This is a genomic window from Bacillus sp. FSL R5-0576, from assembly GCF_038004765.1.
Classification (GTDB): Bacteria; Bacillota; Bacilli; order Bacillales; family Bacillaceae; genus Bacillus; species Bacillus subtilis.
On record NZ_JBBORU010000001.1, the window covers coordinates 2,388,622 to 2,414,493 of the forward strand.

The 25,872-nt window shown below is 36.0% G+C and carries 31 protein-coding genes and 8 pseudogenes; 12 read left to right on the top strand and 27 right to left on the bottom strand.

Translation table 11 applies throughout. From position 1 onward, the window contains the following. Positions 1-122: 122 nt before the first annotated feature. The 8 genes from NX903_RS12250 (at position 123) to NX903_RS12280 (ending at position 5,440) form a co-directional block, all read left to right on the top strand. Complete coding sequence (locus NX903_RS12250) at positions 123-371, top strand: Atu4866 domain-containing protein (RefSeq protein ID WP_032725163.1); 249 nt, start codon at positions 123-125, stop codon at positions 369-371. Beyond that, the gene (locus NX903_RS12255; protein ID WP_250635015.1) at positions 358-1,146 is read left to right on the top strand and encodes an SDR family oxidoreductase; all 789 of its coding nucleotides are present in this window, start codon (positions 358-360) and stop codon (positions 1,144-1,146) included. The genes NX903_RS12250 and NX903_RS12255 overlap by 14 nt, the downstream gene beginning before the upstream one ends. Positions 1,147-1,602: 456 nt before the next feature. Beyond that, on the top strand, positions 1,603-3,330 hold the full coding sequence (locus NX903_RS12260) for a T7SS effector LXG polymorphic toxin (RefSeq protein ID WP_144486690.1): 1,728 nt from the start codon (positions 1,603-1,605) through the stop codon (positions 3,328-3,330). After that, a complete protein-coding gene (locus NX903_RS12265) occupies positions 3,330-3,884 on the top strand; it encodes an SMI1/KNR4 family protein (protein ID WP_069704079.1) in 555 nt (184 codons plus the stop codon). Before NX903_RS12260 ends, NX903_RS12265 begins: the two co-directional genes overlap by 1 nt. A gap of 163 nt (positions 3,885-4,047) precedes the next feature. Further along, a complete protein-coding gene (locus NX903_RS20980; protein ID WP_418911854.1) occupies positions 4,048-4,113 on the top strand; it encodes a hypothetical protein in 66 nt (21 codons plus the stop codon). 21 nt (positions 4,114-4,134) lie between these two features. Further along, complete coding sequence (locus NX903_RS12270; RefSeq protein ID WP_144486692.1) at positions 4,135-4,575, top strand: SMI1/KNR4 family protein; 441 nt, start codon at positions 4,135-4,137, stop codon at positions 4,573-4,575. Between the two features lie 117 nt (positions 4,576-4,692). Next, positions 4,693-5,052: a ribonuclease toxin immunity protein CdiI gene (gene cdiI, locus NX903_RS12275; RefSeq protein ID WP_144486694.1), complete on the top strand. Its 360-nt coding sequence runs from the start codon at positions 4,693-4,695 to the stop codon at positions 5,050-5,052. A 52-nt stretch (positions 5,053-5,104) separates the two neighbouring features. Then, on the top strand, positions 5,105-5,440 hold the full coding sequence (locus NX903_RS12280; RefSeq protein ID WP_038429347.1) for a hypothetical protein: 336 nt from the start codon (positions 5,105-5,107) through the stop codon (positions 5,438-5,440). Positions 5,441-5,592: 152 nt separating this feature from the next. Here NX903_RS12280 and NX903_RS12285 read toward each other — a convergent pair whose 3' ends face one another. From NX903_RS12285 to terS, 5 genes and pseudogenes are all read right to left on the bottom strand, one after another. After that, positions 5,593-6,009 carry a hypothetical protein gene (locus tag NX903_RS12285; RefSeq protein WP_015483456.1) on the bottom strand — a complete coding sequence of 139 codons (417 nt, stop codon included), beginning with the start codon at positions 6,007-6,009 and terminating at the stop codon, positions 5,593-5,595. A 128-nt stretch (positions 6,010-6,137) separates the two neighbouring features. Further along, a pseudogene (locus tag NX903_RS12290) lies at positions 6,138-6,925 on the bottom strand (peptidoglycan recognition protein family protein). Positions 6,926-6,969: 44 nt separating this feature from the next. After that, positions 6,970-7,110: pseudogene (locus tag NX903_RS12295) on the bottom strand (phage holin family protein); the annotation flags it as partial. Positions 7,111-7,136: 26 nt separating this feature from the next. Then, positions 7,137-7,322, bottom strand: a pseudogene (locus NX903_RS12300) (phage terminase large subunit); the annotation flags it as partial. Beyond that, on the bottom strand, positions 7,315-8,109 hold the full coding sequence (gene terS, locus NX903_RS12305) for a phage terminase small subunit (protein WP_144486696.1): 795 nt from the start codon (positions 8,107-8,109) through the stop codon (positions 7,315-7,317). The pseudogene NX903_RS12300 and the gene terS, both read right to left, overlap by 8 nt. 426 nt (positions 8,110-8,535) lie before the next feature. Between terS and NX903_RS12310 the strand changes: the two genes are divergently transcribed. Next, positions 8,536-9,456 (top strand): hypothetical protein, encoded by a 921-nt coding sequence (locus NX903_RS12310; protein WP_144486698.1) that lies wholly within the window; start codon positions 8,536-8,538, stop codon positions 9,454-9,456. Between the two features lie 282 nt (positions 9,457-9,738). On the opposite strand, the gene NX903_RS12315 is transcribed toward NX903_RS12310, so the two are convergent. Both NX903_RS12315 and NX903_RS12320 read right to left on the bottom strand, forming a co-directional pair. Continuing rightward, the gene (locus tag NX903_RS12315; RefSeq protein ID WP_086344101.1) at positions 9,739-10,194 is read right to left on the bottom strand and encodes a hypothetical protein; all 456 of its coding nucleotides are present in this window, start codon (positions 10,192-10,194) and stop codon (positions 9,739-9,741) included. 90 nt (positions 10,195-10,284) lie between these two features. Beyond that, positions 10,285-11,568 (bottom strand): putative phage abortive infection protein, encoded by a 1,284-nt coding sequence (locus NX903_RS12320; protein WP_144486700.1) that lies wholly within the window; start codon positions 11,566-11,568, stop codon positions 10,285-10,287. A gap of 194 nt (positions 11,569-11,762) precedes the next feature. Here NX903_RS12320 and NX903_RS12325 point away from each other — a divergent pair, with 194 nt between their 5' ends. Then, positions 11,763-12,872 carry a beta family protein gene (locus NX903_RS12325; RefSeq protein ID WP_144486702.1) on the top strand — a complete coding sequence of 370 codons (1,110 nt, stop codon included), beginning with the start codon at positions 11,763-11,765 and terminating at the stop codon, positions 12,870-12,872. Here NX903_RS12325 and NX903_RS12330 read toward each other — a convergent pair. From NX903_RS12330 to NX903_RS12355, 6 genes and pseudogenes are all read right to left on the bottom strand, one after another. After that, a complete protein-coding gene (locus NX903_RS12330; RefSeq protein ID WP_144486704.1) occupies positions 12,820-13,398 on the bottom strand; it encodes a sce7726 family protein in 579 nt (192 codons plus the stop codon). The two genes, NX903_RS12325 and NX903_RS12330, sit on opposite strands and share 53 nt — an antisense overlap. A gap of 131 nt (positions 13,399-13,529) precedes the next feature. Further along, entirely contained in the window at positions 13,530-13,736 is a 207-nt protein-coding gene (locus tag NX903_RS12335; protein ID WP_144486706.1) for an XtrA/YqaO family protein, read from the bottom strand. Between the two features lie 81 nt (positions 13,737-13,817). Beyond that, the gene (locus NX903_RS12340) at positions 13,818-14,246 is read right to left on the bottom strand and encodes a RusA family crossover junction endodeoxyribonuclease (protein ID WP_086344102.1); all 429 of its coding nucleotides are present in this window, start codon (positions 14,244-14,246) and stop codon (positions 13,818-13,820) included. A 95-nt stretch (positions 14,247-14,341) separates the two neighbouring features. Continuing rightward, complete coding sequence (locus NX903_RS12345) at positions 14,342-14,485, bottom strand: hypothetical protein (protein WP_086344103.1); 144 nt, start codon at positions 14,483-14,485, stop codon at positions 14,342-14,344. Continuing rightward, positions 14,482-14,787 (bottom strand): annotated as a pseudogene (locus NX903_RS12350) (ATP-binding protein); the annotation flags it as partial. The pseudogene NX903_RS12350 and the gene NX903_RS12345, both read right to left, overlap by 4 nt. Positions 14,788-14,936: 149 nt before the next feature. Further along, the gene (locus NX903_RS12355; RefSeq protein ID WP_186436839.1) at positions 14,937-15,335 is read right to left on the bottom strand and encodes a hypothetical protein; all 399 of its coding nucleotides are present in this window, start codon (positions 15,333-15,335) and stop codon (positions 14,937-14,939) included. A gap of 459 nt (positions 15,336-15,794) precedes the next feature. Between NX903_RS12355 and NX903_RS12360 the strand changes: the two genes are divergently transcribed. Together NX903_RS12360 and NX903_RS12365 are read left to right on the top strand one after the other, a co-directional pair. Then, positions 15,795-16,637 (top strand): sialate O-acetylesterase, encoded by an 843-nt coding sequence (locus NX903_RS12360; RefSeq protein ID WP_144486710.1) that lies wholly within the window; start codon positions 15,795-15,797, stop codon positions 16,635-16,637. Continuing rightward, positions 16,634-17,161 carry a PadR family transcriptional regulator gene (locus NX903_RS12365; RefSeq protein WP_024572218.1) on the top strand — a complete coding sequence of 176 codons (528 nt, stop codon included), beginning with the start codon at positions 16,634-16,636 and terminating at the stop codon, positions 17,159-17,161. Before NX903_RS12360 ends, NX903_RS12365 begins: the two co-directional genes overlap by 4 nt. A gap of 561 nt (positions 17,162-17,722) precedes the next feature. Here NX903_RS12365 and NX903_RS12370 read toward each other — a convergent pair. The 14 genes and pseudogenes from NX903_RS12370 to NX903_RS20985 form a co-directional block, all read right to left on the bottom strand. Then, the gene (locus NX903_RS12370) at positions 17,723-18,715 is read right to left on the bottom strand and encodes a DMT family transporter (protein ID WP_144486713.1); all 993 of its coding nucleotides are present in this window, start codon (positions 18,713-18,715) and stop codon (positions 17,723-17,725) included. Next, entirely contained in the window at positions 18,702-19,361 is a 660-nt protein-coding gene (locus NX903_RS12375; protein WP_042976734.1) for a GntR family transcriptional regulator, read from the bottom strand. Before NX903_RS12375 ends, NX903_RS12370 begins: the two co-directional genes overlap by 14 nt. A gap of 446 nt (positions 19,362-19,807) precedes the next feature. Then, a complete protein-coding gene (locus NX903_RS12380) occupies positions 19,808-20,584 on the bottom strand; it encodes a sulfite exporter TauE/SafE family protein (protein ID WP_029318134.1) in 777 nt (258 codons plus the stop codon). A gap of 59 nt (positions 20,585-20,643) precedes the next feature. After that, positions 20,644-20,871: a sulfurtransferase TusA family protein gene (locus NX903_RS12385; protein ID WP_012116896.1), complete on the bottom strand. Its 228-nt coding sequence runs from the start codon at positions 20,869-20,871 to the stop codon at positions 20,644-20,646. A 32-nt stretch (positions 20,872-20,903) separates the two neighbouring features. After that, positions 20,904-22,038, bottom strand: a pseudogene (locus NX903_RS12390) (MBL fold metallo-hydrolase). 29 nt (positions 22,039-22,067) lie between these two features. After that, a pseudogene (locus NX903_RS12395) lies at positions 22,068-22,455 on the bottom strand (DsrE/DsrF/DrsH-like family protein). 20 nt (positions 22,456-22,475) lie between these two features. Beyond that, the gene (locus NX903_RS12400; RefSeq protein WP_086344105.1) at positions 22,476-23,033 is read right to left on the bottom strand and encodes a sulfurtransferase TusA family protein; all 558 of its coding nucleotides are present in this window, start codon (positions 23,031-23,033) and stop codon (positions 22,476-22,478) included. A gap of 65 nt (positions 23,034-23,098) precedes the next feature. Further along, positions 23,099-23,194, bottom strand: a pseudogene (locus tag NX903_RS12405) (rhodanese-like domain-containing protein); the annotation flags it as partial. Between the two features lie 15 nt (positions 23,195-23,209). After that, positions 23,210-23,692, bottom strand: coding sequence for a DsrE/DsrF/DrsH-like family protein (locus tag NX903_RS12410; protein WP_024572226.1), 483 nt, complete (start codon positions 23,690-23,692; stop codon positions 23,210-23,212). Between the two features lie 146 nt (positions 23,693-23,838). After that, entirely contained in the window at positions 23,839-24,099 is a 261-nt protein-coding gene (locus NX903_RS12415) for a metal-sensitive transcriptional regulator (RefSeq protein ID WP_003237170.1), read from the bottom strand. A 21-nt stretch (positions 24,100-24,120) separates the two neighbouring features. Next, positions 24,121-24,438 (bottom strand): sulfurtransferase, encoded by a 318-nt coding sequence (locus tag NX903_RS12420; protein ID WP_086344106.1) that lies wholly within the window; start codon positions 24,436-24,438, stop codon positions 24,121-24,123. A gap of 379 nt (positions 24,439-24,817) precedes the next feature. Further along, positions 24,818-25,378: a cupin domain-containing protein gene (locus tag NX903_RS12425; protein WP_029318137.1), complete on the bottom strand. Its 561-nt coding sequence runs from the start codon at positions 25,376-25,378 to the stop codon at positions 24,818-24,820. 225 nt (positions 25,379-25,603) lie between these two features. Continuing rightward, a complete protein-coding gene (locus tag NX903_RS12430) occupies positions 25,604-25,747 on the bottom strand; it encodes a hypothetical protein (protein ID WP_032722385.1) in 144 nt (47 codons plus the stop codon). Next, positions 25,725-25,838: pseudogene (locus NX903_RS20985) on the bottom strand (N-acetylmuramoyl-L-alanine amidase); the annotation flags it as partial. The pseudogene NX903_RS20985 and the gene NX903_RS12430, both read right to left, overlap by 23 nt. Positions 25,839-25,872: the final 34 nt, after the last annotated feature.

A 25,872-nucleotide genomic window follows, 5' to 3' on the forward strand; every position in this document is an offset into this window, starting at 1 on the left:
CCTCCTTATATAAAACTTATCGACACTTGGAGGATAGGGCAAGAATTAAAGAGATACCGGCTACCACTCCATATTCACTTTACCTGATACTAATAGTAGAACAGGAAAGGAGTTGATGAAGTATGAAAAAAACCACTCATTCTTATGCTGGACTTTGGGTTACCAAAGATCGGTATATTAGGCATGAACTGCTGCCCGATGGACGCTATGTTGAAGCTCGCGGCAATGTCGAATGTGCATATACAGGTCATTACCAAATAACAGATGACCACATTGAATATCAAGATGATACAGGATTCACAGCTGATGGAGATTTTATAAACGGAATTCTATATCACGCAGGGATGGTCCTGCATCGTGAAAGAAGCTAAAGATTCCTTAAAGAAAAATTACTTAAAAGAGGATGATACAAAGATGAGTATAAAGAATAAAGTTGTTCTTGTCACCGGCGGAAGCAGCGGTATTGGAGCAGCAACAGTTGATTTATTAGCTGAGAATGGAGCTACGGTAATAGCAGCAGCGCGACGAACAAATAAGTTAGAAACACTCGTATCCACTCTTCTCCAAAAAGGATATCATGCAGATTACAAGCAACTGGATGTCACAGACTTTGAACAAATGCAGCATACCGTCCAAGAAATTATAGAAGCATACGGAAAAATCGATGTCATCGTAAATAATGCGGGTGTAATGCCATTATCTAAATTGGAATCTCTGAAAATCGCTGAATGGAATCGTATGATTGATGTAAATATCCGTGGAGTCCTGCATGGTATTGGTGCAGTTTTGCCTGTAATGAAAGAACAGAATAGCGGACATATCGTCAATATAGCTTCCATAGGCGCATATGAGGTTACCTCCACTGCAGCAGTTTATTGCGCAACCAAGTATGCTGTCCGTGCCATCACAGAAGGCTTACGACAGGAAGCAACGAATAATATTCGAGCAACTGTAATTGCACCGGGCGTAACGGTATCAGAACTAGCCGACCATATTACCGATAAACAGGCGAGTGAAGCTATGATCGAATACCGAAGACAAGCGCTTCCTGCTTCTGCAATTGCACATGCAATTCTTTATGCAATCTCGCAGCCACTAGAGATCGATGTAAGTGAATTAATTGTAAGACCTACTCTATCACTATAAAAAGAGTCTCATTATGTATGAGAAATAGAATCATAAGAGGATTGAAGCTAAGAATTAATGTTGATACTAATAAGAAACTGAGTTAGGTGGGGCCGAGAAATTGAACTCGGCCTTTTAAGTTAGAGCATTATGGTATTGGAATACGCTGTGTTCAATTAATTAAGAGGGCGGTATGGTGACTGTAGCGAGTATGGCGGAAGAGTACCATTCATAACCTCCCTTTTATTGGGATTTGAATCGATTATAGATATGCAAATGTAAAACGGATTCACAGGACCCCCTCCTTATGCCTTCTATGTAATATTCCAACTTTTTGAGAAAGTGTTACACCCGCAAATAAACCGCAAGCTTTTTCGTCTATATCTTTTGATATGATTAATCAAGATAATTTAAAGTTCGTTTCTTCTTTCTTCCATGGTAATATTTTGTTATATGATTAAATGAGAGGGTATGATTATGAAAGTCTTTGAAGCTAAAACACTTCTGTCTGAAGCTACAGACCGCGCCAAAGAATATAAAGAACTAAGGACGCAAATGGTCAACTTGAGAAAAGCTTTACAAAGCGTCGCTGAACTGGACGACAGCGAATTCTCAGGTAAAGGCGCTAATAACATTAAAGCATTCTATCACGATCATGTTGGTGTCACTGATCAATGGATCGACTACATTGACATGAAAATCGCATTCTTTAACAGCATTGCCGGAGCTGTCGAGGACAAAGGTCTCTCTGTTGCTTATATTGAAGAATCTTTTTTAGAACATGAACTGGCTAACGCCCATTTAAAATCAAAGTCCATCATGTCTGAACAGAAAAAAGCCATGAAAGATATCCTGAATGACATTGACGACATCCTTCCGCTCGACTTGTTTTCAACAGAAATCTTCAAGGATGAGCTTGCAGATGCCAATGATAAACGCAAAAAAACAATTGAAAAACTAGGTGATCTTGACGAAGATTTACTGACAGAATATGCTATGTCAGAACCAAATGAACAATTCATCAAGTCAGATTTCCAAAAGCTCCAAGAAGCAACGGGCAAAGGTAAAAACGCTACGCCCATCCACTACAACGCTAAGGCGTACCGTGAGAGTGATATACATAAGAAAAAAGGTGATATTGAGAATCGTACAGAGGCTTATTTGACGATTAAGAAGAAAGAAGAAAAAGAACGGGAAATCGAAAAGCTGAAAGAAAGACTGAAAAATTACGACTATGCTGATGCAGATGAATTCTATTCAATGGCTAAAACTATTGGTTACGATAACCTAACAGAGGATCAGCAAAGATATTTCACACAGATTGAAAACACACGTGAGTTGCTGGCTGGAGCCAAAGGTACTGTTACAGCTCTTTATGATATGACAGCTGAAACATTAGACTATATGGCACACAATCATCCTGTCGACATGCTTATTAATTCTGCAGTTGCAGTTTATCACTATGATTCCACATTTAATTCAATTAAAGATGCAATTTTAACCTCCTATGTAAGAGACGTAAAGAACGGTGACACAGAATCAAAGGCTCATTGGTTTACATATGCAGCAGTAAACATCTTTGGCTTAAAAGGTGCTGGTTCAGTTGCTAAAATAGGAGTGAAAACAGCCGGAAAAGCTGCAGTCAAAAAAGTATCAAAGAAACTTGATGCAACTCCTGATCCTCTTTCAACTCTGAAACCATTTGTTATGAGAGAAGAAGTTGTGACAGTTGAGGGCTTTCCCTATAATGTTATTAATGATGTAAGTTTGAAGGATCGTTTGCTTCAATTAATTGAAGCTGCTAATCCAAGAAAAAGGCTACCTAGAACTAACGGCAGATGGGAAGGAACTCCGGGTAACGGAAAATGGTATTCGGATAAACCAGAAGTAAACGAAGTTACCAAAGGGGAACCGGTTGCTTTCAAGAATGGTCGTCCTGATTTTTCTCCTTGGACAGAAGCAACAATAAAATTTAAACCGGGGGAATTAAATGGGAGCCAAGATGACTTTACTAAAGTTTATGAGAGAATTAAAGAAATGAAGGGATTTAAAAGTAATAATCAAGCAAAAGAGTGGTTAAGGGATGTTAAAAAAGTTACACCTCATCATTTTGATGGGAATACTATTCAACTAGTACCAACCAAACTCCATAAAAACATTCCACATATAGGTTCAGCGTCAGATTTGAGAGGAGGATATAAATAATGAGTTTTGATGTTATTAAAAACAAATTAGAGCAATTTGATATCAAAAAATACGGTGAGAATACATATTCAGAAAGTGACGTCATTGCTATTGAATCGAAGTATGGTTTTACATTGCCGCTAGAATATAAAAATTTCCTTCTGGAGTATGGAGAGTGTGCATTTAATGAAGATGACATTTATTGCAACTCTTTAGAAGAAAACCCTTGGGTTAAAGATAAATTAATAACGGTCGATTTATTTTATGGATTAAATAATAATGATAATTCACTTGTCTACAACATAGAGGCATATAAAGAAGAATTCCCTCAAGGAAGAATCCCGATTGCAAGTTGTCCAGGAGGAAATGAAATAAGCTTAACTATCGAGGGCAATTCGATCGGGAGAGTTCATTTTTGGGATCATGAATCTACAAATGAACGGGAAGCATTTTATTTGGTTGCGGAAAGCTTTACTGACTTTATCATGAGGTTTAGTAAGCAGATAAAACATAAGTCTTTTGATGATTCAGGAATAGAATCAATGGAATTTAAAGATGGTTTTTTTGATGATTAAAATAAGATTTATCCAATATGAATGACTTTAAAAAGAAGAGTCACTTACAAGCCCCTCTCAATGAGAAGGGCTTATTCTATTTACAATCTATAAATGGCTATATTAACGAAGTTTTATAAACAATAAACTTCATACTTGGCATCATCATCAAAATCCAAGGAGAATACAATTAGTTGACCAAAAGGTGCATCGGAAAACAGGCCATACACCTTTGAGGTGGAGGAAGTAAGAACAGATAGGAGTCGGTAATATGACAGAATGGAGATTTGCCGAAGAGCCAATTGGGGAAACAACTGTTAAAAAAATCGAAAAGGCATTAGATATTAAGTTTCCAAAAGACTACATTACAACTATATTAAACAACAATGGGGCGCGCCCAAGTAAAAAGATATTTGACTTTGAAAATACAAAAGGCGCGGTTTTTAATCGATTACATGGTTTAACTGAGGATAGTTCAAGTTTTATTTTAGAGGTCTTTGAAGATTACCAGGATGGAAGGATGCTTCCTGGGATAGTTCCTTTTGCTTGTGATCCTTTCGGTAACGAAATCTGCTTCGATTATCGTCTGAATAAAGAGAATCCATCCGTAGTTTTCTGGGACCACGAGATTGCATATGAAGATCCAGATAAAGCTTTGAGTCATATATATGATTCATTTACAGAGTTGGTTAATAAACTATACGAGGAATAAACGAATAAAGCCTTTCCCCTTCTTTTTGAGCAGAAAGGCTCTTTAATACTTTCTCCGGTATAAAAAGATGGAAAGCCCTTCTCGTTATAGAGGGCTTTAATTGGGAGTGAAAATGAAATGGATAATAAAACTAAAGAATTAATTAACTATTTCTTTAAGGTTATGGGTGATGAACGATTTTTACGAATTTTAGAGAAATTCTCCAACGGAGAGGGTTATGGTATAGAGAATGTCTGGTGTGTATTTGCTGATGACTACGAAGAGTGGGAAGAAGATTATTTTGGAGATGAGGGTATAGCTTTTTATTTCGATTACCCAGCAATCGAGGAAGATGAAGAAGTCATATTAGATTACGAAAATTTCTATAAATATTTAAATGAAATTGTTAGGGAATATGTAGAACGACACCCAGAAAATAAACCCGAGGTAGAGAACTACATGAAAAGAATTAAGGAAAAGTATGATATTAAGATATAAACAAAACTGCATATCCGTTATATAAATAATAATCTTTAAGGTGAAATAACATATGAAATATTCATATAAATTTGAAGAAGATCCATTTGGTGATTTAGGAATAGTATTGCCAGAAGAAATCAGTATCTTCTCTGATTTCATTGAAAACATCGCTACAGAAGAACAAACCAACGAGTATATAGATTACATTGAGAAAATTTCAGAAGGGATATATGAAGACTTTGAGATTGAGTTAAATGCTACAAATGTTCTCATCAAGAAAGATGTGACAATTGTTGAAAACTCTTTTAGGATAGAAGAACCCTATGAAAACTCAATTGAAACCGATCAATTTAGAGAATTGCTATTAATATGGCGAGATAAGATTCCAGATATATTTAAAGGTTGAATAAAATTAAAACCCTTCTTACATAAAGAAGGGTTTTACATATCGAGGCGGTTGGTACATTCTTGACGAAAACAATAGCAAGCGAGGAATCATTGTTCCTGCTGTTTACCCTGATGTAGTAACTTTAAAAGGGAGCCATCGCTCCCTTTTGTTCACTGAATTACAGAACTTTCTAATGTGTATGATCCGCCAGTTTTTGCAGTGCTATATCCAGCAACCCTTATGCTATAAGTATAGCTTTTACTGACTGCAATAGTATGTTTCGATAATTCTGAGGAATCATAAGAATTCACAAAAGTTGTCCCACCACCATTTACATCCGTTTTGTAAATACTAACTTTTAACGGAGTTGTTGTACTATCTTTGGACAAATAAAACTTTACTTTTGTGGCTGATCCCGGATGGAATTGCCACTCATGCCCTTCTTTAGCAGCAGCGGCATCAGCAAAAGATCCACTTACCTTGTCATTAAGAGGTAGCATACCTTTAAATTCATAGGCTGAAGCACTTCCCATAGCAGTAAACATTAAAATCAGAACAAAAAACATTGATACTAACGACTTTTTCATTTCACATTTCCCCCTTTTAAATTTAAGTCACTGTAATAATACTCGTCTTCATTTAACAAATCCTCCCACCTAGATTAAACTTCATAAATTTGACACAATAGGATTATAAAGGGTATTCTCAATTTCTGTTATCCTTCAATTTTCGCTTTTGTCTTAGGACCATAAATGCCATCAGCAGTCAGACCATTCATTGACTGGAATCGCTTGACTGCATTTGCAGTTTTCGGACCATAAACGCCATCAATGCCGTTATTTTTCGCCCCTTTGTCCGGGTAGAAATAAAGAGCTGCCAGTGCATTTTGAATTTGTGTTACCTTTTCCCCTCTCATCATTGGGCTCTTCACTTTGAAAATACCGGAAGGCAGCGCATATGACGTTTTTTTGCTGCTTGTGTTTGTTGTTTTCTTTTTAGCTATACTTGCTTTGCTTGAGCTTGTTTTCCCACCTAGCGCCTTTAATTCTTTTTCAACGGCAGCCTTAACTTGATTCCATCTTCCCTCTGACAAAATACGGTGCGGGAAATACTTGCCGTTCCAGTCTTGGTGCTTACGGACACGATCAACACCCCATCCGCGTTCTTTCAGTAGCCGCGCCACAAACTTAATAGCGAGCTTTTCCGCTGCCTTATATCGTGCCCCTCCTGACTTGCTATAACAAATTTCGACACCAATCGACTTTCGATTCCCTGTGCCGTTTGTTCCATCTCCTGTGTGCCAAGCGTTACGATTCGTTGGAATACCTTGAATGACTTGCTTATCGTCTACTGCAAAGTGAAAGCTCGTTGAGCTAGAGTTATTCTTCATATATGAAATTTCATTGGCTGCTGAAGCATCATTTGCAGTGTTGTGAATAGTGATATATCAGCTTTCATAGGGTTAGGTTTAGAGACTAAATTCTTTACAACTTTAATGGCCATATATCCTCTCTCCTTCTGTCTGTGTAATAAAAAAAGCCACTGGCTTAGCCAGCAGCTTTGTCTGCGTTATTCTTACTCTGTTCTTTTTCGTTCTCAATTGTTTGTAATCGATCTGTTATCGTTGTAGGGATTTTAACACCGATCTGTGCTAAATTTTCAGTTATTGACAATCCTTCATTAGCGACAGCTTCCTGACGCACGTAGGTAAAATATCCCTATGTGTGTCGTACACCTCTTTGATAACAAGTGCAGTTCGTTTTTCTTTAAGCAATTTCAGAACAATTTTGAGTGCCACATGATAGCTTTTGGATGATCCATAACCACCCACAAGAAACTGAAACTTTTGATTCCAGTCAAAGAGAAATTCTTTAAAATGTGGATTTACATGTTTAATCACTGTCATCACCTTTGTTCACAATGGTGATCTCAAAAGGTTTATCTTCTTCTGTAAATTCTTCAATCTCTAATTTTTTCTTGTCTATACTTAAACGCATATGCTCCAATTTAAGGCGTCGTTCGTCTTCTGAATGGGCTAATTCGTCAAACTGTTTTATAAGGTTCCTGAGTTCTGCCATTGCCCTCGATTGGGCATTCAAGAACGTAGCATGACGATCCCAAGAAAATTGGAATTCGTATTCTTCCTCTTCGACTTCGTTTGTCTCAGATAGGACAGCCTTTTTCTTTTTCAGTTCCTTAATCATTTCCTGCTTATCAGAAACGAACATGATTTTTTGCGCTCTTATAATTGCAGCATATTGAATCTGAATTTGGTCCCATATCATATCGACAGGGGATCGCTCCTGTATTCCTTCCATGATCGATAGCGTTTCTTCTGGCAGGAACTTTGAGAAGAATCCATGAGTCACAGCGTTTTGATTTCTTAGTGGAGCAGCACCACCTTTATTTCCTAGTGCATTTTTATTTCCAAGCGGTGCTCTTCCTCCCTTGTTCCCTTTTGCGTTTTTGTTTCCTTTAGGTGTGCCTCGACGTAAAAGAGCGCTCCCTTTCGATTTAGGAGCGCTCCCTTTTATTTTTTCTTCCCATTTATCGTTTGCTTTCCATTTGCGAATAGTGCTGCTTGTGATACCTAATTCCTCAGCAATGTCTTTTAATTTCTTGCTCCCGCAGCTCTCTTCCCACAAACGAAAGGCTTCATCTCTTCGGGGATCACGTGGTCTTGGCATTACATCTCACCCACCTCCCAGAACTTATAATTGAGTTTGTGTTTGTTTTACTCTTCTATTGATCTACTGATTTTGTATTATTAGAATAAAATTGCATTATCTTTCAGGCTCTCTATATGTTTTAAGTATCTTCGTAAATTTGTGTCAAATCATCCCACTGAAGCCCTGTTTTATTAAAATCTTCTTCAGTAATGTTGTCCCCCAGGAAAAATTATCTTTGATTTTCAATAAGGGTGGCCAGCTTTCTCTCTCCCCTCAAGTTTAAAAGCCTAATTATTATCCATTGGAAGTCCTTAATTAGGGAATGAAGGTCTAAATTTCATCATCCTTCTGAGACTTAGCATTTATAAGATTTTAATCTCGCCTTGTAACTTATTCATATAATTCATGGTAAAATAAACAAAAATACATTCTTCGGGGGTTAATATGAGACTAAGAGATATGAAATACATGCTCGACAAATACAATAGTCAGATTGCAATTAAAGTTTCCAATAGTGGTCATAAAAAAATGATAACTGGTTTACAAAAGTCTCTCAATGCTATAAACGAATTATCTTGTTTAGGCTTTTTAGACGATGATATTAAGAGATTTGAGTCTCTAGGTAATATCTATCACTTGCGTTCACCTGAAGACAAAGTGGAAGTTGAATCGATAATTTCAACCCAAATAGTTAGTTACATAAATATTGTGAAAGAGAAATTAAATGGATTTATTACACTAATTGATAAATCTGTGTCTAAACAGGACAAAAACACAGTTAGTGTTAAACTTCCAAACTTCAATACATTAGATGAACTAGAGAAGTTTACAAAGAAGTTAAATAAAGCTTTTCAAAGCGGGATAACTAATAAAGAAATTGATGGCCAATTTAATTTACAAGGCTTTGATACAGGTTCCATGTGGATGGAAATCTTAGTTAGTAGTTCAGCTGCTCTACTAATATTAGGAAAAATTATAGACGCAGCACAAAAAATTGCTATAAACTCACAACAGTATTTAAATGCAAAAGCTCTGTATGAAAGAACAGTATTGCAAAACGAACAAGTAAAAAAACAAACTGAAGCTTCTGATGCTTTTTTAGAGGGCCTTCAAAAAAGTATCAATGCCATTACTGATGCCGAAATAAAAAATGTAATTGAAGGATCAGATTATTCAGCAGAAGCAATCGGTGAAATTAAAAAATCAGCTGAACTATTTGCTGGGCTGATTAATGAGGGGGCTCAGTTCCACCCATCTTTAGATGCCCCTACTGAAGCAGTAGAAGCTTTTCCCGAATCACCACAAAGTTTAGAGGAACCTCAAAAACTATTAGAAACACTAACTGAAATTTCTCCTGAAGAGTAATTCATTCTATTTGAAAGCTTTATTCTTATGAAATAAAGCTTTCTATTTTTTATTACTATCATAGTAAAAAAAGGTAACCTTATTCATTTTCTTGCCGAATAAGCACTGTCTTACGCTATTCGCATTTATTTACTAATGGTTCGCCGATTTCCCTCAATAGATAAGCAAAGATAAATTGAGAGCTGGTTTAAAGACTTTCCTGGCAAGCAGGATCTCACCGCTGCGCGTGACTATCGCATGCAATACTGCATAAATTCCAGCCGCACCGACCTGCCTCCCATTTTACACCACGGATTTTTCCAGATTCAACATATGCTCAAAGTGGCAATCTTGGCATAATTGGCTGATCAACTCGTCTTTCATTTTGCGTACAGTTTCCCGTGAAATGCCAAGGTGAAGACCTGTTGCACGGTAGCTCATTCCCTCCATCATGCAATCATAAATAATCTTGTGCTGCTCCCCTTTGATTTTTTCGGCGCCTAACTCCACTGCATATACTCGCTCTTCATAATACTTAAGACGTTTGAAAAGACGTTCCTCTCTCATATCCATTTGCCGCAATTCAGCCTGACTCTTCCCGGGACTTCCTTTTGGCATAGCAGCTTCTAATCCATATTGAGCAACACCCCAATTTTTCATTGGAATTACTGAACCATAGAGTACTCTCTGCAATCGATGAACCTCTTTCACCATCCAGTGATAGCTATTGATTAGATTTTCAATTTCTTTTCGATGCATGATTGTGTCCTCCTTTTCCAAATAAAAAAACGGACACCAAACAAACAGCGTGTAAGTTCAGTGTCCGCAGGCTTTCCGTCTTGGACTAGTTTAATTAATTTTTCTTAATTCTTGATTGTCATTTGTCCATAAAAATTTTGATTTCACTAAATGGTCATCAAAGAAATTTTTATTTAAAATCAAATCAGCAAACTTCTTTCCTTTTTCTGAATAAGTTATGTTATAGAAAAGCATTAATAGTTCAATTGATGATAGTTGAGCCCGAAGAATGCCTCTATACTTTCTTTGTTCTAATTCATTTTCTTCAATATCATCACTAAACTTTCCATCCTGTATAAACTTTATTATCCTATAAAGATTTCTAAAATAATGTCCTATTACATCTTCATTTTGACTATACATTAACTCATAAGCATTATTTCTCAAATCCTTTAATGGAGAGAGCAGAAAGTCTTTCTTAAATTCAAGTAAAAAGTTAATTGTTATATCATCGAAAAAAAATTCTTTACTTATTTTATTACTATCTTGTTCTGTGAGAACATAATTAAACATTGTTTTTGTTGATAATAAATATTCTCTACAAACTTCTTCATTATTCTTCATGTAATTTTCAAAATAATTTTCTGCATCTTTTTTAATCTGCAACCAATGCGTATCTGTTTCATTATAAATTTTTTCTTCAGCTTCATAATAACGCGTATCAATTTGTATTTCGTCATATTCATCAATATAAGAATAAGCAGAAATATTGTCTTGTAATTTCTCGAATAACTCATCTCTCTTTTCTTTTAAGAAAAGAATTTTAGTTATTTGATTTGTTTTTTGTATTTTCTCACTGTTAACGAGTTGATGTATTGTCTCATTAAAAAAATCTTGTTTTATTATACTGTTATAAATCTGTTTTAATTGTTTATATTGTTGTTCAAATACATATCTTCCAGCGAAAACTGTTTCTTTTCTCTCTAATTTTAAGTCCTTTAAAATATTGTGATGCAGATTAATCATATTAAAAAATGTATTTTCAAACTGCTGTTTCAACAAAGTTTGATTAGAAAGTTCGAATTCTTCTCTAGTCCTTTTTAATTCATCCCTTTGCATAGTTAATTCTTTTCTTTGCAATGCTAGTTCCTTCTTCTGCATTGAAATAGTCGCGACTACAAAAACTATACTGGCAAGTGATAATAACCCAACAGTGGTTCCACCTAGAAAATCTCCAATCGGTCCTAAAGAATCGAATTTCTTAAGATTTAAACTACTATTTAATTTAATTAATAGCACTGTAGGAGTCAGTACAGCTACAAAAACAAATAACCATCCTACAATTAGCCATCTATTTTCACTTGATTTTAAATAAGTAAGTATTCTTTTTAACATTTAATCACTCCTGAAATAATCATAAAAATATCTTCGTTATGATATAGCAAGCCTCATTTAAATCATCGATTTCATCAAGTATTTCCATAATCAAGTTGAATTTTAAAAAGAATGTAATAATTTTTCTGAATTTATGAAACCTTTGTTTTTTCGGCTCGTAATACATTTATCCTAAAAAATTGGAGGTTTTTAGTATGTTTAATGAAAATCATTATGTTCCAGTATTAAGGTGGAAAAGAGGTGAACAAAATGCAATTAAAGAACTTGATGACAAAATTAAAAATAAAATTACACCATTAGTAGAGATCCCGCCCATAGACTGGGATTTCGAGAACGAATGTCCTAAAAAAACAATTGACGAACATATTAAGAATTTTGCTAGTCAATTAAAAAATTCTTGGGGCAGTACTAACACTATATTTATCGATGCTTTTCAAATATGTATTGATGACGAAGAAATGACCGTCAATAAAATACACCCACTGAAACATATTTTTGATTCATTATTAAAAGAAAATTTAAATGCAATTCCTGTTATATGTCCGAATTCTGGTCTGAATTATGAAAAGGCTGTTCGTACCATTATAGAGACTTATGATACAGGATACTGCTTACGATTGTCAGATAAGCATTTAGATAATACTGATGAATTAATAAGTACTTTCTTAAGAAAATTCCCAGCCTCTCCAGAAAAAATTGATATTATTCTAGATTATAGATACATCGACCCCAATCACACATCACGTATGTCTTCATTAGTCGCGGGTACATTATTAACACTTCCATATATAAATGACTGGAGAACCCTTACCTTTATAGGAACGAGCGTTCCAGAGAATTTATCTTCAATACCAACTGGTACAGATGGAAGCATTCCTAGAAGCGAATGGCTCATCTACAAAAAGTTATTATCAACTAATTTATCAAGATTCCCATCATTCGGTGATTATGTAATTTCTAATCCTGAATACATATCAATTGATCCTCGATTGATACAAATGGCCGCAAATATTAGGTATACCTCAAATGAGGATTATCTATTTTTTAGAGGACATTCAGTAAGAAGTCCGAAATTCGGAAAGTGGCAACAAGCTCAAACATTATGTAAAAGACTAATTGAGCATCATAGTTTTTATGGTAAGGATTACTCTTATGGTGACAATTATATATATGAATGTGCACATGGAAGAAATAGTACAGGTAATGCAGAAACTTGGAGGAAAGTTGGAACTAACCACCATTTAACTTTGGCTAGCAATCAACTCTCCAGTTTTCACGATTCCTTAGTTGCTCGTTCACAATAACCTTTATCTCTTCCAAAGTGAAACTATTACAGATCTTTTCATATAATTCTGCCCGAGGTTTGCTTAAGTATCCTTTTTGCAAACCTCTTTCTTTCAAAATATCGAGTGCTTCATTTCTCCATAGCAAGTGAGTTAATGAAAACGGGTCTACTTTCAAATTACATCTCCCTTTTCTAACTTCCCTTAAATTTATTTGATCTTTATTCCTTGTAACAAGAAGAATTCCCCACCATTTTGGAACTATTTTTCGGACCGCATGTAAATGATTTCTCTGAACAACTATTGTCATTCTGTCAAATACCTTATTATAGTCTTCTATCTGACTTGGCAGTCTTAATAATGTATCGCTTTCGCTTTTAATTTCAAATCCATGAAGCATACCATTAATCACAGCTATATCTACTCTAGATTGTCCATGAAGAACACCTAATTCATTGATTATTTTTATATTTTCATCATCGGAAAATTTATTAAGCAAATGAGTTAACAAAACTTCCCGGATATCACTATCTCTAAGTTTCCGCAATGTCTTTCACCCTTTTTAACGTATCAAGGTAAATAATAACACAGAACCCACTTATTTAAAGAAGAAGAATTTGATTTTATATTCTATCAAGGTTTACAAACACTACACATTTTAAAGTTGAATCTCCAGAATCATTTCACTTTAAACCCTATCTCATGATCAACCCGCGCAAAACTGCCCTTTACAGTTTGAATAACAGTCTTACCGTGCTCCGGTGCTTCTAAGACATGTGCAGAACCTTGATTCCCATCTAAAACAATGATTTTAACCTTCCCTGGGTCAATTTTCTGCTGAATAGTGAAGTCTTTTTTGACGTTAATTTCTCTTGGATTGTACACTCAAAGCGCCCCCTGTGTTATGATATATGTACCAGTTCATATCAAGAACACTGAGGCTAAGCGCTTCGGTGTTTTTTATTTTTAGGCAGAAACCTCTCTTATCAAGACTTCCACCCTCGGCTCTTCGCTATAAAACTTACTGACTTTCAAATCCACAACCTGACTATCATCTTTGTATATCAGATGATTCAAAGCATCTTTCACGCCCTTTACATAATTATCAACGTCGGGCTTTGTAGTCGGCCGCAGAAGACCCTTTTCAGCTTTTTCTTTCTTCTTTGATGAGTTTGAAACTGATTTTGGCATAGGTCTGTACACTTTGACATCCATTGCGACAGGGCCATTAATAATGTTCTTCGGACGATGCTGAGACGCAACCAAAGCTACATACTGCTTGAAATACTTTGATTTCGCTGGATCTCGCATATGCACCTTCCCATTTCGTATTGATCCACGCGGTCGTCCTTGTGCGACTGGCTCACCATAAACAGTGAACTTAATGCAATCCAACTGTTCTTTACCTCCCGTCAAGCTGTTCCCATAGCTGAATTTCTTTTTCTATCCTCGGTGCCGAAATTAAAACTGCCAGCAGAGACACAACTGCTTTAAGCACTAAGCACCCGCTCCATTTGCTTTATTTTTTCCTCAAGTAAACGGATTGTTGGTGTAAGATCTTTACCTTTATTTCGATCTGAAGGTCCAAACATATAAAGTCCACCAGTTGCTTTTACATTCATTTTCTCCTTCATTCACAATCACCTAACCTATGATTTAATTGCATTCGATCGCCTCTAATAATCACTATGTAATCACGGCACATCTGGTGAATTCGTGAACCAAGAGCCTCGTCTATATCCAAAATCTCATCGATTGTTAACTCCGAAGAAATCAGCAAAGGTTTGTGATTTAAATACCGATAGTTCAAGACTGACTGGATTTGTTCAACCTGCCAATCGGTTGCCCTTGGCTGCCCGTTTATTGGTTTGAATAAGTCATCAATGAATAGGACTTCGACCTTTCTCATGACATCGAGTTTTACAACTAAGTTGTCAAGTTATGCCAGCAATACTTATGATAATCTTCTGGAATCATGGTACTTGCAAGGAAAGAAAAAAAGAGCTCTTAAATCCGTTTAAATCTAAACACAAAAGAACCGCAACTGGCGGTTCTTTTAGTATATATTCCTATTTGACTTCATTATTATTGGACAGTACCATAATCAAAATCAATATCTTTCTTGTCTAAATTTCCCTTAAAATTTTTAGCATAGGTCATGGTTAAATGTACGCTTTTATTTATCCACCAAGTTCCATCATCAGTATTAGTATCCCAAGTAACATCTATATCTCTTCCCAAATTCTCAAAAAACACCAAATTTCCAACAGCTACTGTTTTTCCGTTGATTTTGTAATATATTAGAACAATTTTCTTGTCAAATATACCTGTCCCGTGCTTTACGATTGTTAAACTATAAGGCTTATTAGGACATTTCTCTTCAAGTATAACTTCAGGATTTAAAAATAAAACATAACAAATGAATAAAATTGGTACAATCGTTAACCTTTTTAATAATTTTTTATTGATATTTAACCCCTTCAACATAGCCCTCCCTTTTTAACAATCCATTTCATTTGGGATACACCCCCATCATTGAACGTATTTCCTATGAAAAATGATTTTGAACCTCATAGGAACCCTTACATGACAGGGTTTGTGTTGTTTTTTCATTGTTTATCAAGACCTAAATCAAAAAAAGCCATAAAAAATAAGGAGTGATACATATTATACATGACTAATATGTATCACTCCTTTAATTTTTGTTCAATAATCGCGCCCGATTGTGGAAGATCGTTATTGAACTAAAGCCCTCGATAGTTGGATAAGAAAAAACAAAAGAACTTGCTATTTCTCAAATACATCAACCAAATGTTCAATGTTAGTTTGTTTTTCATACATACTAATAATAAAAGTAAAACCTTATTAAAACTTTACAAGACAAACTGAATTGACTATAGTCTAATTAGACTAAAATATTGATGTAAAGAAGTGAAAAATTAGATGATAAAGTCTTTTTTTATGTTGGGGCAGTCGAATATGGCGGGCCGTGGATTTTTGAATGAAGTAGACCCTATCTATAATGAAAAAATAAAAATGCTGCGCAATGGACAGTGGCAGATGATGACAGAGCCGATTAATTACGACCGTCCGGTTTCCGGTGTTGGCCTGGCGGCATCTTTTGCAGATGCATGGTCGAAAGCTCATCCCGATGAAGAAATTGGCTTGATCCCTTGTGCTGAAGGTGGCAGTTCATTGAATGACTGGCATCCGGAAGGCACCCTTTTTCAGCATGCTTTGTCCGAAGCCCGCTTCGCCCTCCGATCCAGTCAAATTTGTGGAATCCTTTGGCACCAAGGTGAGAGTGACAGTTATCGTTCGCTACATGAAACTTATTACGAGAAATTAACTCTTATCATCGAGACGCTAAGAAACGAGTTGGAGCTTGATGAGGTACCGTTGATTATTGGAGGGCTTGGTGACTTTCTTGGGAAGACCGGTTTTGGACAGCACGCGACTGAATTTCGACAGGTTAATGAACAATTGCTGCGTTTTGCTAATGAACAACAGAATTGTTATTTTGTTACTGCAGCAGGTTTGACTGCGAATCCTGATGGCATTCATTTAGACGCAGCTTCACAACGCAAATTCGGTTACCGCTATTTCGAGGCTTTTTCGAAAAATCACCATATCCTGAAACCCATTTCGGGAGAGGAGCAATCACTGAAAGTGAATGGTGACTATTCTAAAACAGAACAGATTTATCTTCATAGTATGGATTTAGCTTCGGGTAAAATCACGTACGCGGAATTTGAGGCGCGGATGGCGAAGATGATGAAACCATGATTCCCTTACTTATCCTTGGCTTGCTAATCCAAAACCCCGGAGCTCACGGCTATGAACTTCTGGCCTTAATGGAAAAACGTCATTACAAATACATTGTTAACTTCACGAAAGGTTCTTTTTATTACAATCTGCAGCAACTTGAAGAAAAGTGTTTTATTGAACAGATTCAGCAGAAACCCTCAACCAGCGGGCGTGAAATCCGTAACTTTAAAGTCACAGAATCGGGAAGGGCAGAATTCGAAAAATTAATGATCAAATACGGCACCAAATCGGAATATGTGAACCTGCAATTTTATGGGGCGTTACTCTTTGCCGATGAATTCGACAAAAATAAATTACTGGATCTGATCCAATCACAAATCGATCAGACTAAAGCTCGAATCGAGCTCCTTGATGAATACCTGTCCATTACTCAAGAAATTCCCGGCACAATCAATTACTTTCGCCGTATGAACGAAAATTCCCGTTCACATCACTTGATTAATTTAGAGTGGTTCGAAAAATTGAAAGCAGAAATAGAGTGAACTATTGCATAATAAAAAAATGTAATGTTAGATATATAAGAATATTAGTTAGCTAAATATAAAACCTGTGTCGTAGATATCTAGTAACATCATTGATACAGGTTTTATACTCCTTCTTTAATTAAACCAGTAATAGGATTGTCAACACTTGCCCCCAACAAGAGCAAGTGAATCAGCTGCGTATTCTTCTTTTTTCAATCCTTCGTATTAATAACCACTTTTTACACCTATTTAGTATTCAAGTAAGTCAACTGATTTTTCTCCTTCTTCCGCTAAACTGCTGCTTAGTCGAATAAGAAAAAGTGATCTCCCTTAAAGAGGAATCACTTCCTCTAATTGAACAAGCAGTGAAGGTGAACATTTTTGAATTGGATGTCAATGGGGAAGCACCAAAAATAACCGAATTTCGCATGCTAAAGCAAAATTTCATTTCATAAAGAAAAAACCGATGTTCCTATATATGCGGGACATCGGTTTTTGTTCGTATCCTTCTACTTAAAAGTAATAAAATTACCTATACTAACTAGTAAAGGGTTCATACTATACATTTTAAAATATCAATTAAGCACTAATATTTGGGTTATGCGCCGTTTCACCTTTATGGGAAACATAACTATGTGCTATCATTCCTAGCATTATTACAAACATACCACACCAAGATAAAATAGAAGGAAATGAAGAATGTAATAAAATTAGTTCTCCGATAACAGCAAAAAGTACCTCCATGGATTGTGTTGCTTCAACAGTTGCAAGTTTCTGCATATCTCCTTTAACCATATCAGTCGCTTTAAAAAATAAGATAGTTGCAATTACACCCGAACAAATAGCAACTAAAATAGATTGCATAGTTTGCTCTTTACTAGGCAATCCTTCTGTAAAAAGACCATACAAGGATAGTAAAAACCAAAATGGTAAGCTAGCTAATGTCATTCCAAGGACACGTTGATAAGCATCTAGACGATTTCCACAAACTTCCATCATCTTACGATTCCCGAGCGGGTAAGCGAAAGATGCTACAATAACAGGGATAATACCTAACAAAATATCTTTTACAGCAAGCGATTTTGCTTGTTCCATTTGCATGAAGAAAATACCAAGAAGAATAATTAATGACATACCCATACCTTTCATTGGGATTTTTCCTCTTTTCTTAAGAATTCCATCTGGTGTTTCAATGGTTTGAAAAAAAAGAGGAGCTAACAATGATCCTGATATAATAGTAATTTGCCATGTCCCAGCAATTATCCATCCTGGTGCATGTACAGCGGCAAAGCATAATGGAGCGTAAAATAGACCAAAACCTACGAAACTCCATAAAAACCATGCTCTTAAATTCTCTCTCATAACTTGTAATAATACTTTTAATTTTTTCCTACTCATAACAAGAAGTAAAAGAAATGGAAGCATGAAAACAAATCGTAATGAGGCACTCCATATCCAGCTACCACCTGATAATTCCATTGCTCGATTCAATATAAATGTGAAAGCAAAAAAGAAAGCAGCACATATACCTAAAAAAATAGGGCGTAAATTTCTCACCTCAATCTGTCTCATAAGTCAGTAATTCCCCCAGACTTAACCAGTTTTGTTCTACAAGATGTGCTGTTGTTTCTTTATCTTTATTTTTGCATGCTTCTATAATGTGCTGATGTTGTTCTACTGATTTCAAACCATTCATAGAAGTGAACTGAGAAATTTCAAGGCGTTGAATCTTAGATATACTTCGTTCTAGCGCGCGAATGATTTCAGGATTTCCCGCCACATCTAGAAAAACATTGTGGAATAGCTCATCGGCTTCAATTGCTTTTATAATATCTTTTTTCTCAATAGATAGTAGTAAGGCTTTATTACTGAACTCTAATTCTTGAATATCTGCCTCTTTGAGTAATGGTACTGCTAAACGAGCTGCTAATGAATGTAAAGCTGCTACCACAGTAAATGCGTGTTTTGCCTCCTCAAGATTTAATGGTGCAACGCGAGTCACTGAACCAGGAATAGATTCAACCAGTCCTTCATCTTCAAGACGTTTTAGAGCCTCTCTAACCGGAGTACGGCTAATTCCGAATTCTTCTGCTAACTCTTTGTCATTTAAGCGTTGCTCCGGTTGCAGTTCTAATGTAACAATTGCTTTTTTCAAAGTTAGATATACTTCATCTCTTAATGACGTACGTTTAATGGGTTTAATAATATCTTTTTTCATAAAACCAATATATCGGATATTGGTTTTATGGTCAACTGTAATTTTTTCAATCAGATACATTCAATTAGCAAGTTCTAAAAACGACTGTTTATGGTACTTGGTTATTTTAAACAAAGGCTCTAAAAATTCATCCATTTTAAGTACCAAAACCCCGCTGCAATGATGGCGATGGGAACTAACATTGGTCTAAATAAAATGGCTGATGCTACTCCTGGTATCTCCTACGAAAATAAGAGATATACCATATATCCAAATCTGTTGTTTTTCTAATTTTTCTCTAGTTATCTTCATAGTACTATAGTCAAGACTTGTCCAAGTCACCTTTATCAAAAAGAATTTCATCAAGCACTTGAAACATTTATTGAACGTGAGCAAGTGTTATAACATTAATAAGAAACCAACGAGTGATGAATCTTTTAATCTTTCATTTTACCAGCTGACTCATATCAAAGAAGCTCTAACCAAATTTTAATAGCTGTCGCACCTATTAATTGCGCTAAAACCCATTGCAGGAATTTTGTATTTACTTTTTGCCCAACTGATGCACCAATAGGAGATGCAATTAAACTAGCAATCATAAGAACCAGAGCTGGTACAAAAAGAACCTGGCCCGTGATTACTTTTCCAACTGTTGCGCCAATAGATGAAAGAAATGTAATCGCAAGAGATGAAGCGACTGTGATTCTAACAGGAATATTTAAAATCGATAACATAATGGGGACCAGGATAAAGGCGCCGCCAGCTCCTAAAATACCTGATACACCACCTATGATTAACGCTAGGGACGAAGCCAACCATTTATTAAATATCACTTCTTTGTCTTCGCTATGTTCTTGTCCTTTTTTAGGTATCAACATTAAAATAACTGCTAAAATAGCCAGAATTCCGTATATAAAGTTAATTCCTTTTTCAGATATGTAATGAGAAAAGTAACTCCCCAATACACTCCCTAAAAGGATGCTGCTTCCCATGTAAATAATTAATGCTTTATTTAGAAGACCACTCTTACGATAAGCCCAAACACCGCCGAGTGTCGCAAAGAAAACTTGAATAGCCCCTATCCCTGAAACTTCATGGGCAGTTAATGACATCACTCCCACTAAAGAAGGAATGTACAATAGCATTGGATAATTAATAACTGCTCCGCCAATACCAATCATTCCGGAAATAAAGGCACCAATAAACCCTATAATGAAAAGAGTTGTGATAAAGGCAATATCCACTTTGGTTTCCTCCTTTCAAAGGAAAAGGGTATCTTTTTATTCGATACCCTTTCACATTATTAGCCTTTTTTAATCCAGAATTTCAATACATCACCTTCATCAGTTTGCTCTAAAAGGTCATGCCCGCCTGATTTAGACCAAGCTGCAAGATCACTTTTAGCTCCCTTATCTGTTGCATGCACTTCTAATATTTGACCTGATTCCAGTTCATTCATCGCTTTTTTTGTCCTGACGATTGGCATTGGGCATGCCAGGCCTTTTGCGTCTAATACTTTATCTGATTTCATGTTCATCTCTCCTCTTTTTAATAGAACTTGTGTTACCGTATTGCACAGCGGTTTGGGCCAATCTCCATTTCACGCTGTTTTTCTTCATCTGGGCTGATTTTCCCCATGTTTGTTTCTCGAATCTCTTGGTATGCATTTGGTTGCGGAGGCAAATGATCTGTTACTAGGTGTCTAAATTCTGTTTCATCCGCAATGTTCAAACCATGGTTCTCGCTAAATAATGTACTTAGTTTTTTACCAACACTTCCATCCTCATTTAGCTCGTCAATGATCATAAAGTGTGCTGGTAATACAATTAAATCCTTTGATAACGCTTTGTAACGGCTATAAAGCGTTTTTCTTAAATCTCCTACCCAATCTTCTGCCATACCGGCTAAGTCTGGTCTGCCAATTGAATCAATAAACAAAATATCACCTGAAAGAAGATACAGATCATCGACAATGAAAGAAGTGGACCCAATCGTGTGCCCCGGCGAATAAATCGGTTGAATTTTAATCTTTGTATTTCCAATGATCATGTCGTTTCCTTCTTCCAACGGCTGATAATCGAATACCACTTCTTCAGCATCTTTAGGCGGTAACCAGTAGGTTGCTTTTGTTTTTTCAGCAATGACTCTGCCGCCTGAAATATGGTCCGCGTGAAGATGTGTATCAAATACGTGAGTAATCGTTGCACTCTTCTCCTTCGCAAAATCCATAAAGAAATCTACCATACGTGTCGCATCAATAATTGCTGCTTCACCATTGGAAATGACCATGTATGACAGGCAGCCTTTACCGATTCGAACAAACTGATACATCTCACCGCCATCTTTTAAATCCCCGACTTTTACCGGCTCTAAATGTTCGCTCCATGCTTTCATTCCACCCTTAAGATAGGATACAGAATGACCTGCTTCAGATAGCATTTCGGATACCATGACGGATGAACCTTCTTTTGCACAAACGACCAGCACTTCTTTATCAGAAGGAATTTTCTCCAAGATATCTTCTACGCCATCTAAAAGATCGAAATACGGTATATTTAAATAGTCAAAGTCATGTCCTTCTATCTTCCAATCGCTAAAATCATTTTCATTACGCACATCCAAAATAAATAAAGGTTCTTTGTTAAAGATTTTTTTTGTCACTTCTTTTGGGATCATTGCCTTTACGGTCATGTTTCAATACCTCCTATATCGAATCTTTTAGCGGGACTAAAATGTTAAGGATACATCAGCATCTTTAGTAAAATCTAAAAAGGTAACAGCCCCGCCTACTTCGATTCCTTCCATAAAATCATCTTTTGTTAAACCCATAACGTCCATCGTTATTTGACAACCAATTCATGCAACTCCCATTTCAATCAGTTAAGAATAGAAGGCACATTTGCTTTCTTACAACCTTCTGCGAAGTGTTCTTTTCCTTTCGGCATTTCTAAATGTTGATGGGAATGCTTATGGATCAGGTTTAATCCCTCGAATGTAAAGAAGATAGATACTTCTTGATCACTTGCTGCTGCCGCAGTCGCAATATTAAATTAAATACTTTATAAGCGTCAAACAGACCACCATTTGCCGCAATAATCGCTACTCTTGTACTTATCTGTTCATCATCCTTTTTGTTTATTCTGTTTTACCTGTCCAATCCCGCATACCGGGAACAACATTAATAACCTTTTTAAAACCTTGTTTTTTCATAGTGCGGGCCGCCATTTCACTTCTTCTTCCCGAATGGCAGATAATATAAATTTCATCATTTTCGTTTAATTCGTTAGAGCGCTTTTCCACTTCACCAAGAGGGATATGCACAACTCCAGGGATATGAGCTTTTTCATACTCCTCTATCTCTCGTACATCTAAAATGTTAAGAGACTCGCCACTATCCACTTTCTGTTTGAAAGCTTCTAATGAAATCTCAGGAATTGAAGATGCATTTTCTGATAAATGCTCTCCTCCTTTTCGAAGAAAATGACGAAGTATTTCTCCCTCTGCTTCAGTACCTAGATATTCATGGCCTGTACTTTTTGCCCATGCTTCCAGATCTGCTGTAGAACCTTTATCTGTTGCATGAATTTCCAATACTTCACCAGCTTTTAAATCCTTCATTCTCTTCTTCGTTTTTACGATAGGCATTGGACACGCCAAACCTTTAGCGTCTAGTACAATATTTGCTTTCATCATTTTTTCCTCCTTTTCTCATATAGGGGTGGGGGTATATAAATATACAAAAAGTTTCTCCCTAGAAGTTAATACCATGTATTCATACCCCCTTTTATATTTGTGATCTTTTTAAATCCTTGTTTCTTCAATATTTTACTTGCCTTTAAACTTCTCATTCCGCTTAGCAATGAGTAACATTAGATAAATAAGTTGACACTGCCTTCCTCAGCATCAGCCAAATAGGCTGCTACACCAGCATAGTCGATATCATCTAATAGTTCTTTTTCCTGTAAACCAAGAAGATCCATTGTCATCGTACAAGCTACGAGCTTTACCCCCTGTTCTTGAGCCATCTCAATCAACTGAGGTAATGTAAGTGCATTATGCTTTTTCATCACATTTTTAATCATTTTAGGGCCCATACCTGCAAAGTTCATTTTAGATAAACCCATCTTATCAGCACCACGAGGCATCATCTTTCCAAACATTTTTTCAAGAAATCCTTTTTTCACTGGAATCAGCTCTTCTTTACGTAAAGCGTTTAATCCCCAAAAAGTATGGAAGATCGTCACTTCATGATCATAGGCAGCTGCACCATTTGCAATAATATAGGCTGCCATTGCTTTATCATAATCCCCGCTAAATAAAACAATTGTTGTGCGTTTTGTTTGTTCTGTCATGTTGATTCTCCTAACTAATTACCCCTATGGGTATATTAAAGTCAAAAAATTTTTTCGAAAGATCTGCTATTATTCAACTCTTTAAATACCGGTTGGGGTATAATATAACGCATATAAAAATTCGTCAACCTTAGGTTGATGAATTTTTATCGGCTCTTTACCAATAAGTCGACTGCTTCTTTTACTAAATTTTGTGTGTCTTCGCCTTTTTCTAAACTTTCACGAACACAATGTTCAAGGTTTGTGCTCACAATTAAACCCATCGCTCGATCGATCGCATTACGGGAAGCTGCTAATTGAGTCACAACCTCTCTACAATCTTTTCCTTGTTCCATCATAGTCAATACACCTTTAATTTGTCCTTCAATCCGTCGTAAGCGGTTTTTAATCTTTTGATCATACTCCATATATCAATGAAATCCTTTCTTTCATTTATTTTTACATTTACATGTTGCCAGTTCATAACTGTTTACATGGATACCTTTGCGCTTTAGAAAACGCACTCCTAAATTTAATTCCACCCGATCACGAGCTATTATGTGTATTTTATCACGTGGAATCTCTAAATAAAAACGTTTTAGATACGCATATGGGATGTTTAAAATAATATCATCCGAAAAATTGGGTACATCGTTATAATGGCGAATATCTAATATTGTCATGTCTATAGCCTTTAATTTATCTTTATGGATACAAGAGATTCCGGTTATAGGATAATAACGTCTATACGTTGCAATGATAATCACAAAAATAAGCAGGAATGCAATAACTAAATAATTGATACTACTTACACCACCTTATTAACTCTTTGTTATTCACAAAACTATAATATACCCCCATAGGTATATAGTCAAGTGTGAAAGTCACTTTCTTTGTGCTGATAGATTCATTTCAATATCCGCGAATTGAAAAAATACTTACATTTCGATAATGCCAATTCTGCTAAAAGTAACTTGAATAAAGAAATAAGCCGATTTTAATTTAAATCGACTTTATTTTATCAATTACTTTTAAAATTAGCACAAGACTGCTTGGATATTACATTGGGTTTCATTTGCATAAAAACAATTCTTAGGTACTGGTTCCCCATGTTTCATGCTGGATGTGATTCTGCGAATAACTATGCTAATCTTCCGCAGCCACTGCATCTGCTTTGGTTTTATGAACTGTACCAAATGGATGGTTAGGAGGAGCATAAATGGAGTAAAGTTTTAATGGCGTATTACCTGTATTAATCACGTTATGCCAAGTGCCGGCAGGTACAACAATGGCAGAATCATCATAAACATTTCTTTGAAAGTTCAAATGATCTTTGCTCTTTCCCATTTTGACGACCCCACGCCCCTGCTCAATCCGTAAGAACTGGTCAACGTTAGGATGGATTTCCAAACCAATGTCTTCTCCAATACCAAGACTCATCAAAGTAACTTGAAAATGCTTTCCTGTCCATAAAGCAGTACGGAACGTATTGTTTTGTTTTGTGGCTCTATTGATATTTACAACAAATGGTTTTGGTCCATAATCCTTTAAAAGAAGATTTCTATCTTCATATGAAGAGCGCAAATCGGCACCTCTGTGTACGTTCTCCATCTCATTTGGAATAGTCCAATAAACAGATCTTCCATCATTATACATCGGTACAGTCACATAATAATAACATTGAGGCGAAAAAGGGTTATAGTACATTTTTTGATCCCCACAATTATAAATTTTTGTGATAGTATCCTATGCATTTATTAAGGGAGTGTGCTAAATCAAGAAAACTCATATTAAACACAAAAATGAATGTTCGATCACCGTTTGATTCACGAATTAATAATTTATCACCGACCTTGTAATCGTTTTCTGGATGTTGAATTTCACTAGCCTTTGTTAACAAGACATCGAATGACACTTTTATATGATGGATTATCAAAGGTCGACGATCCTAAATGGCTTTTGAACATTTACATAGCACAACAACAGAGTATACGGAATTCTGTTGTTTGTCCCCCCTATCCCAGCTCTTTTAGATTTATCCCTTTGGATGCGCCTTGATGGCCAGCTTTTCAGCAGCGTAGTATTTAGCGCCTCCTGAATCGTTATAGCATATTTCAACGCCGATAAACTTGCGGTTCCCAGTGCCGTTTGTACCGTCACCTGTATGTGGGCTCGCTTTTAGTAAACCAGTTTATATTCTT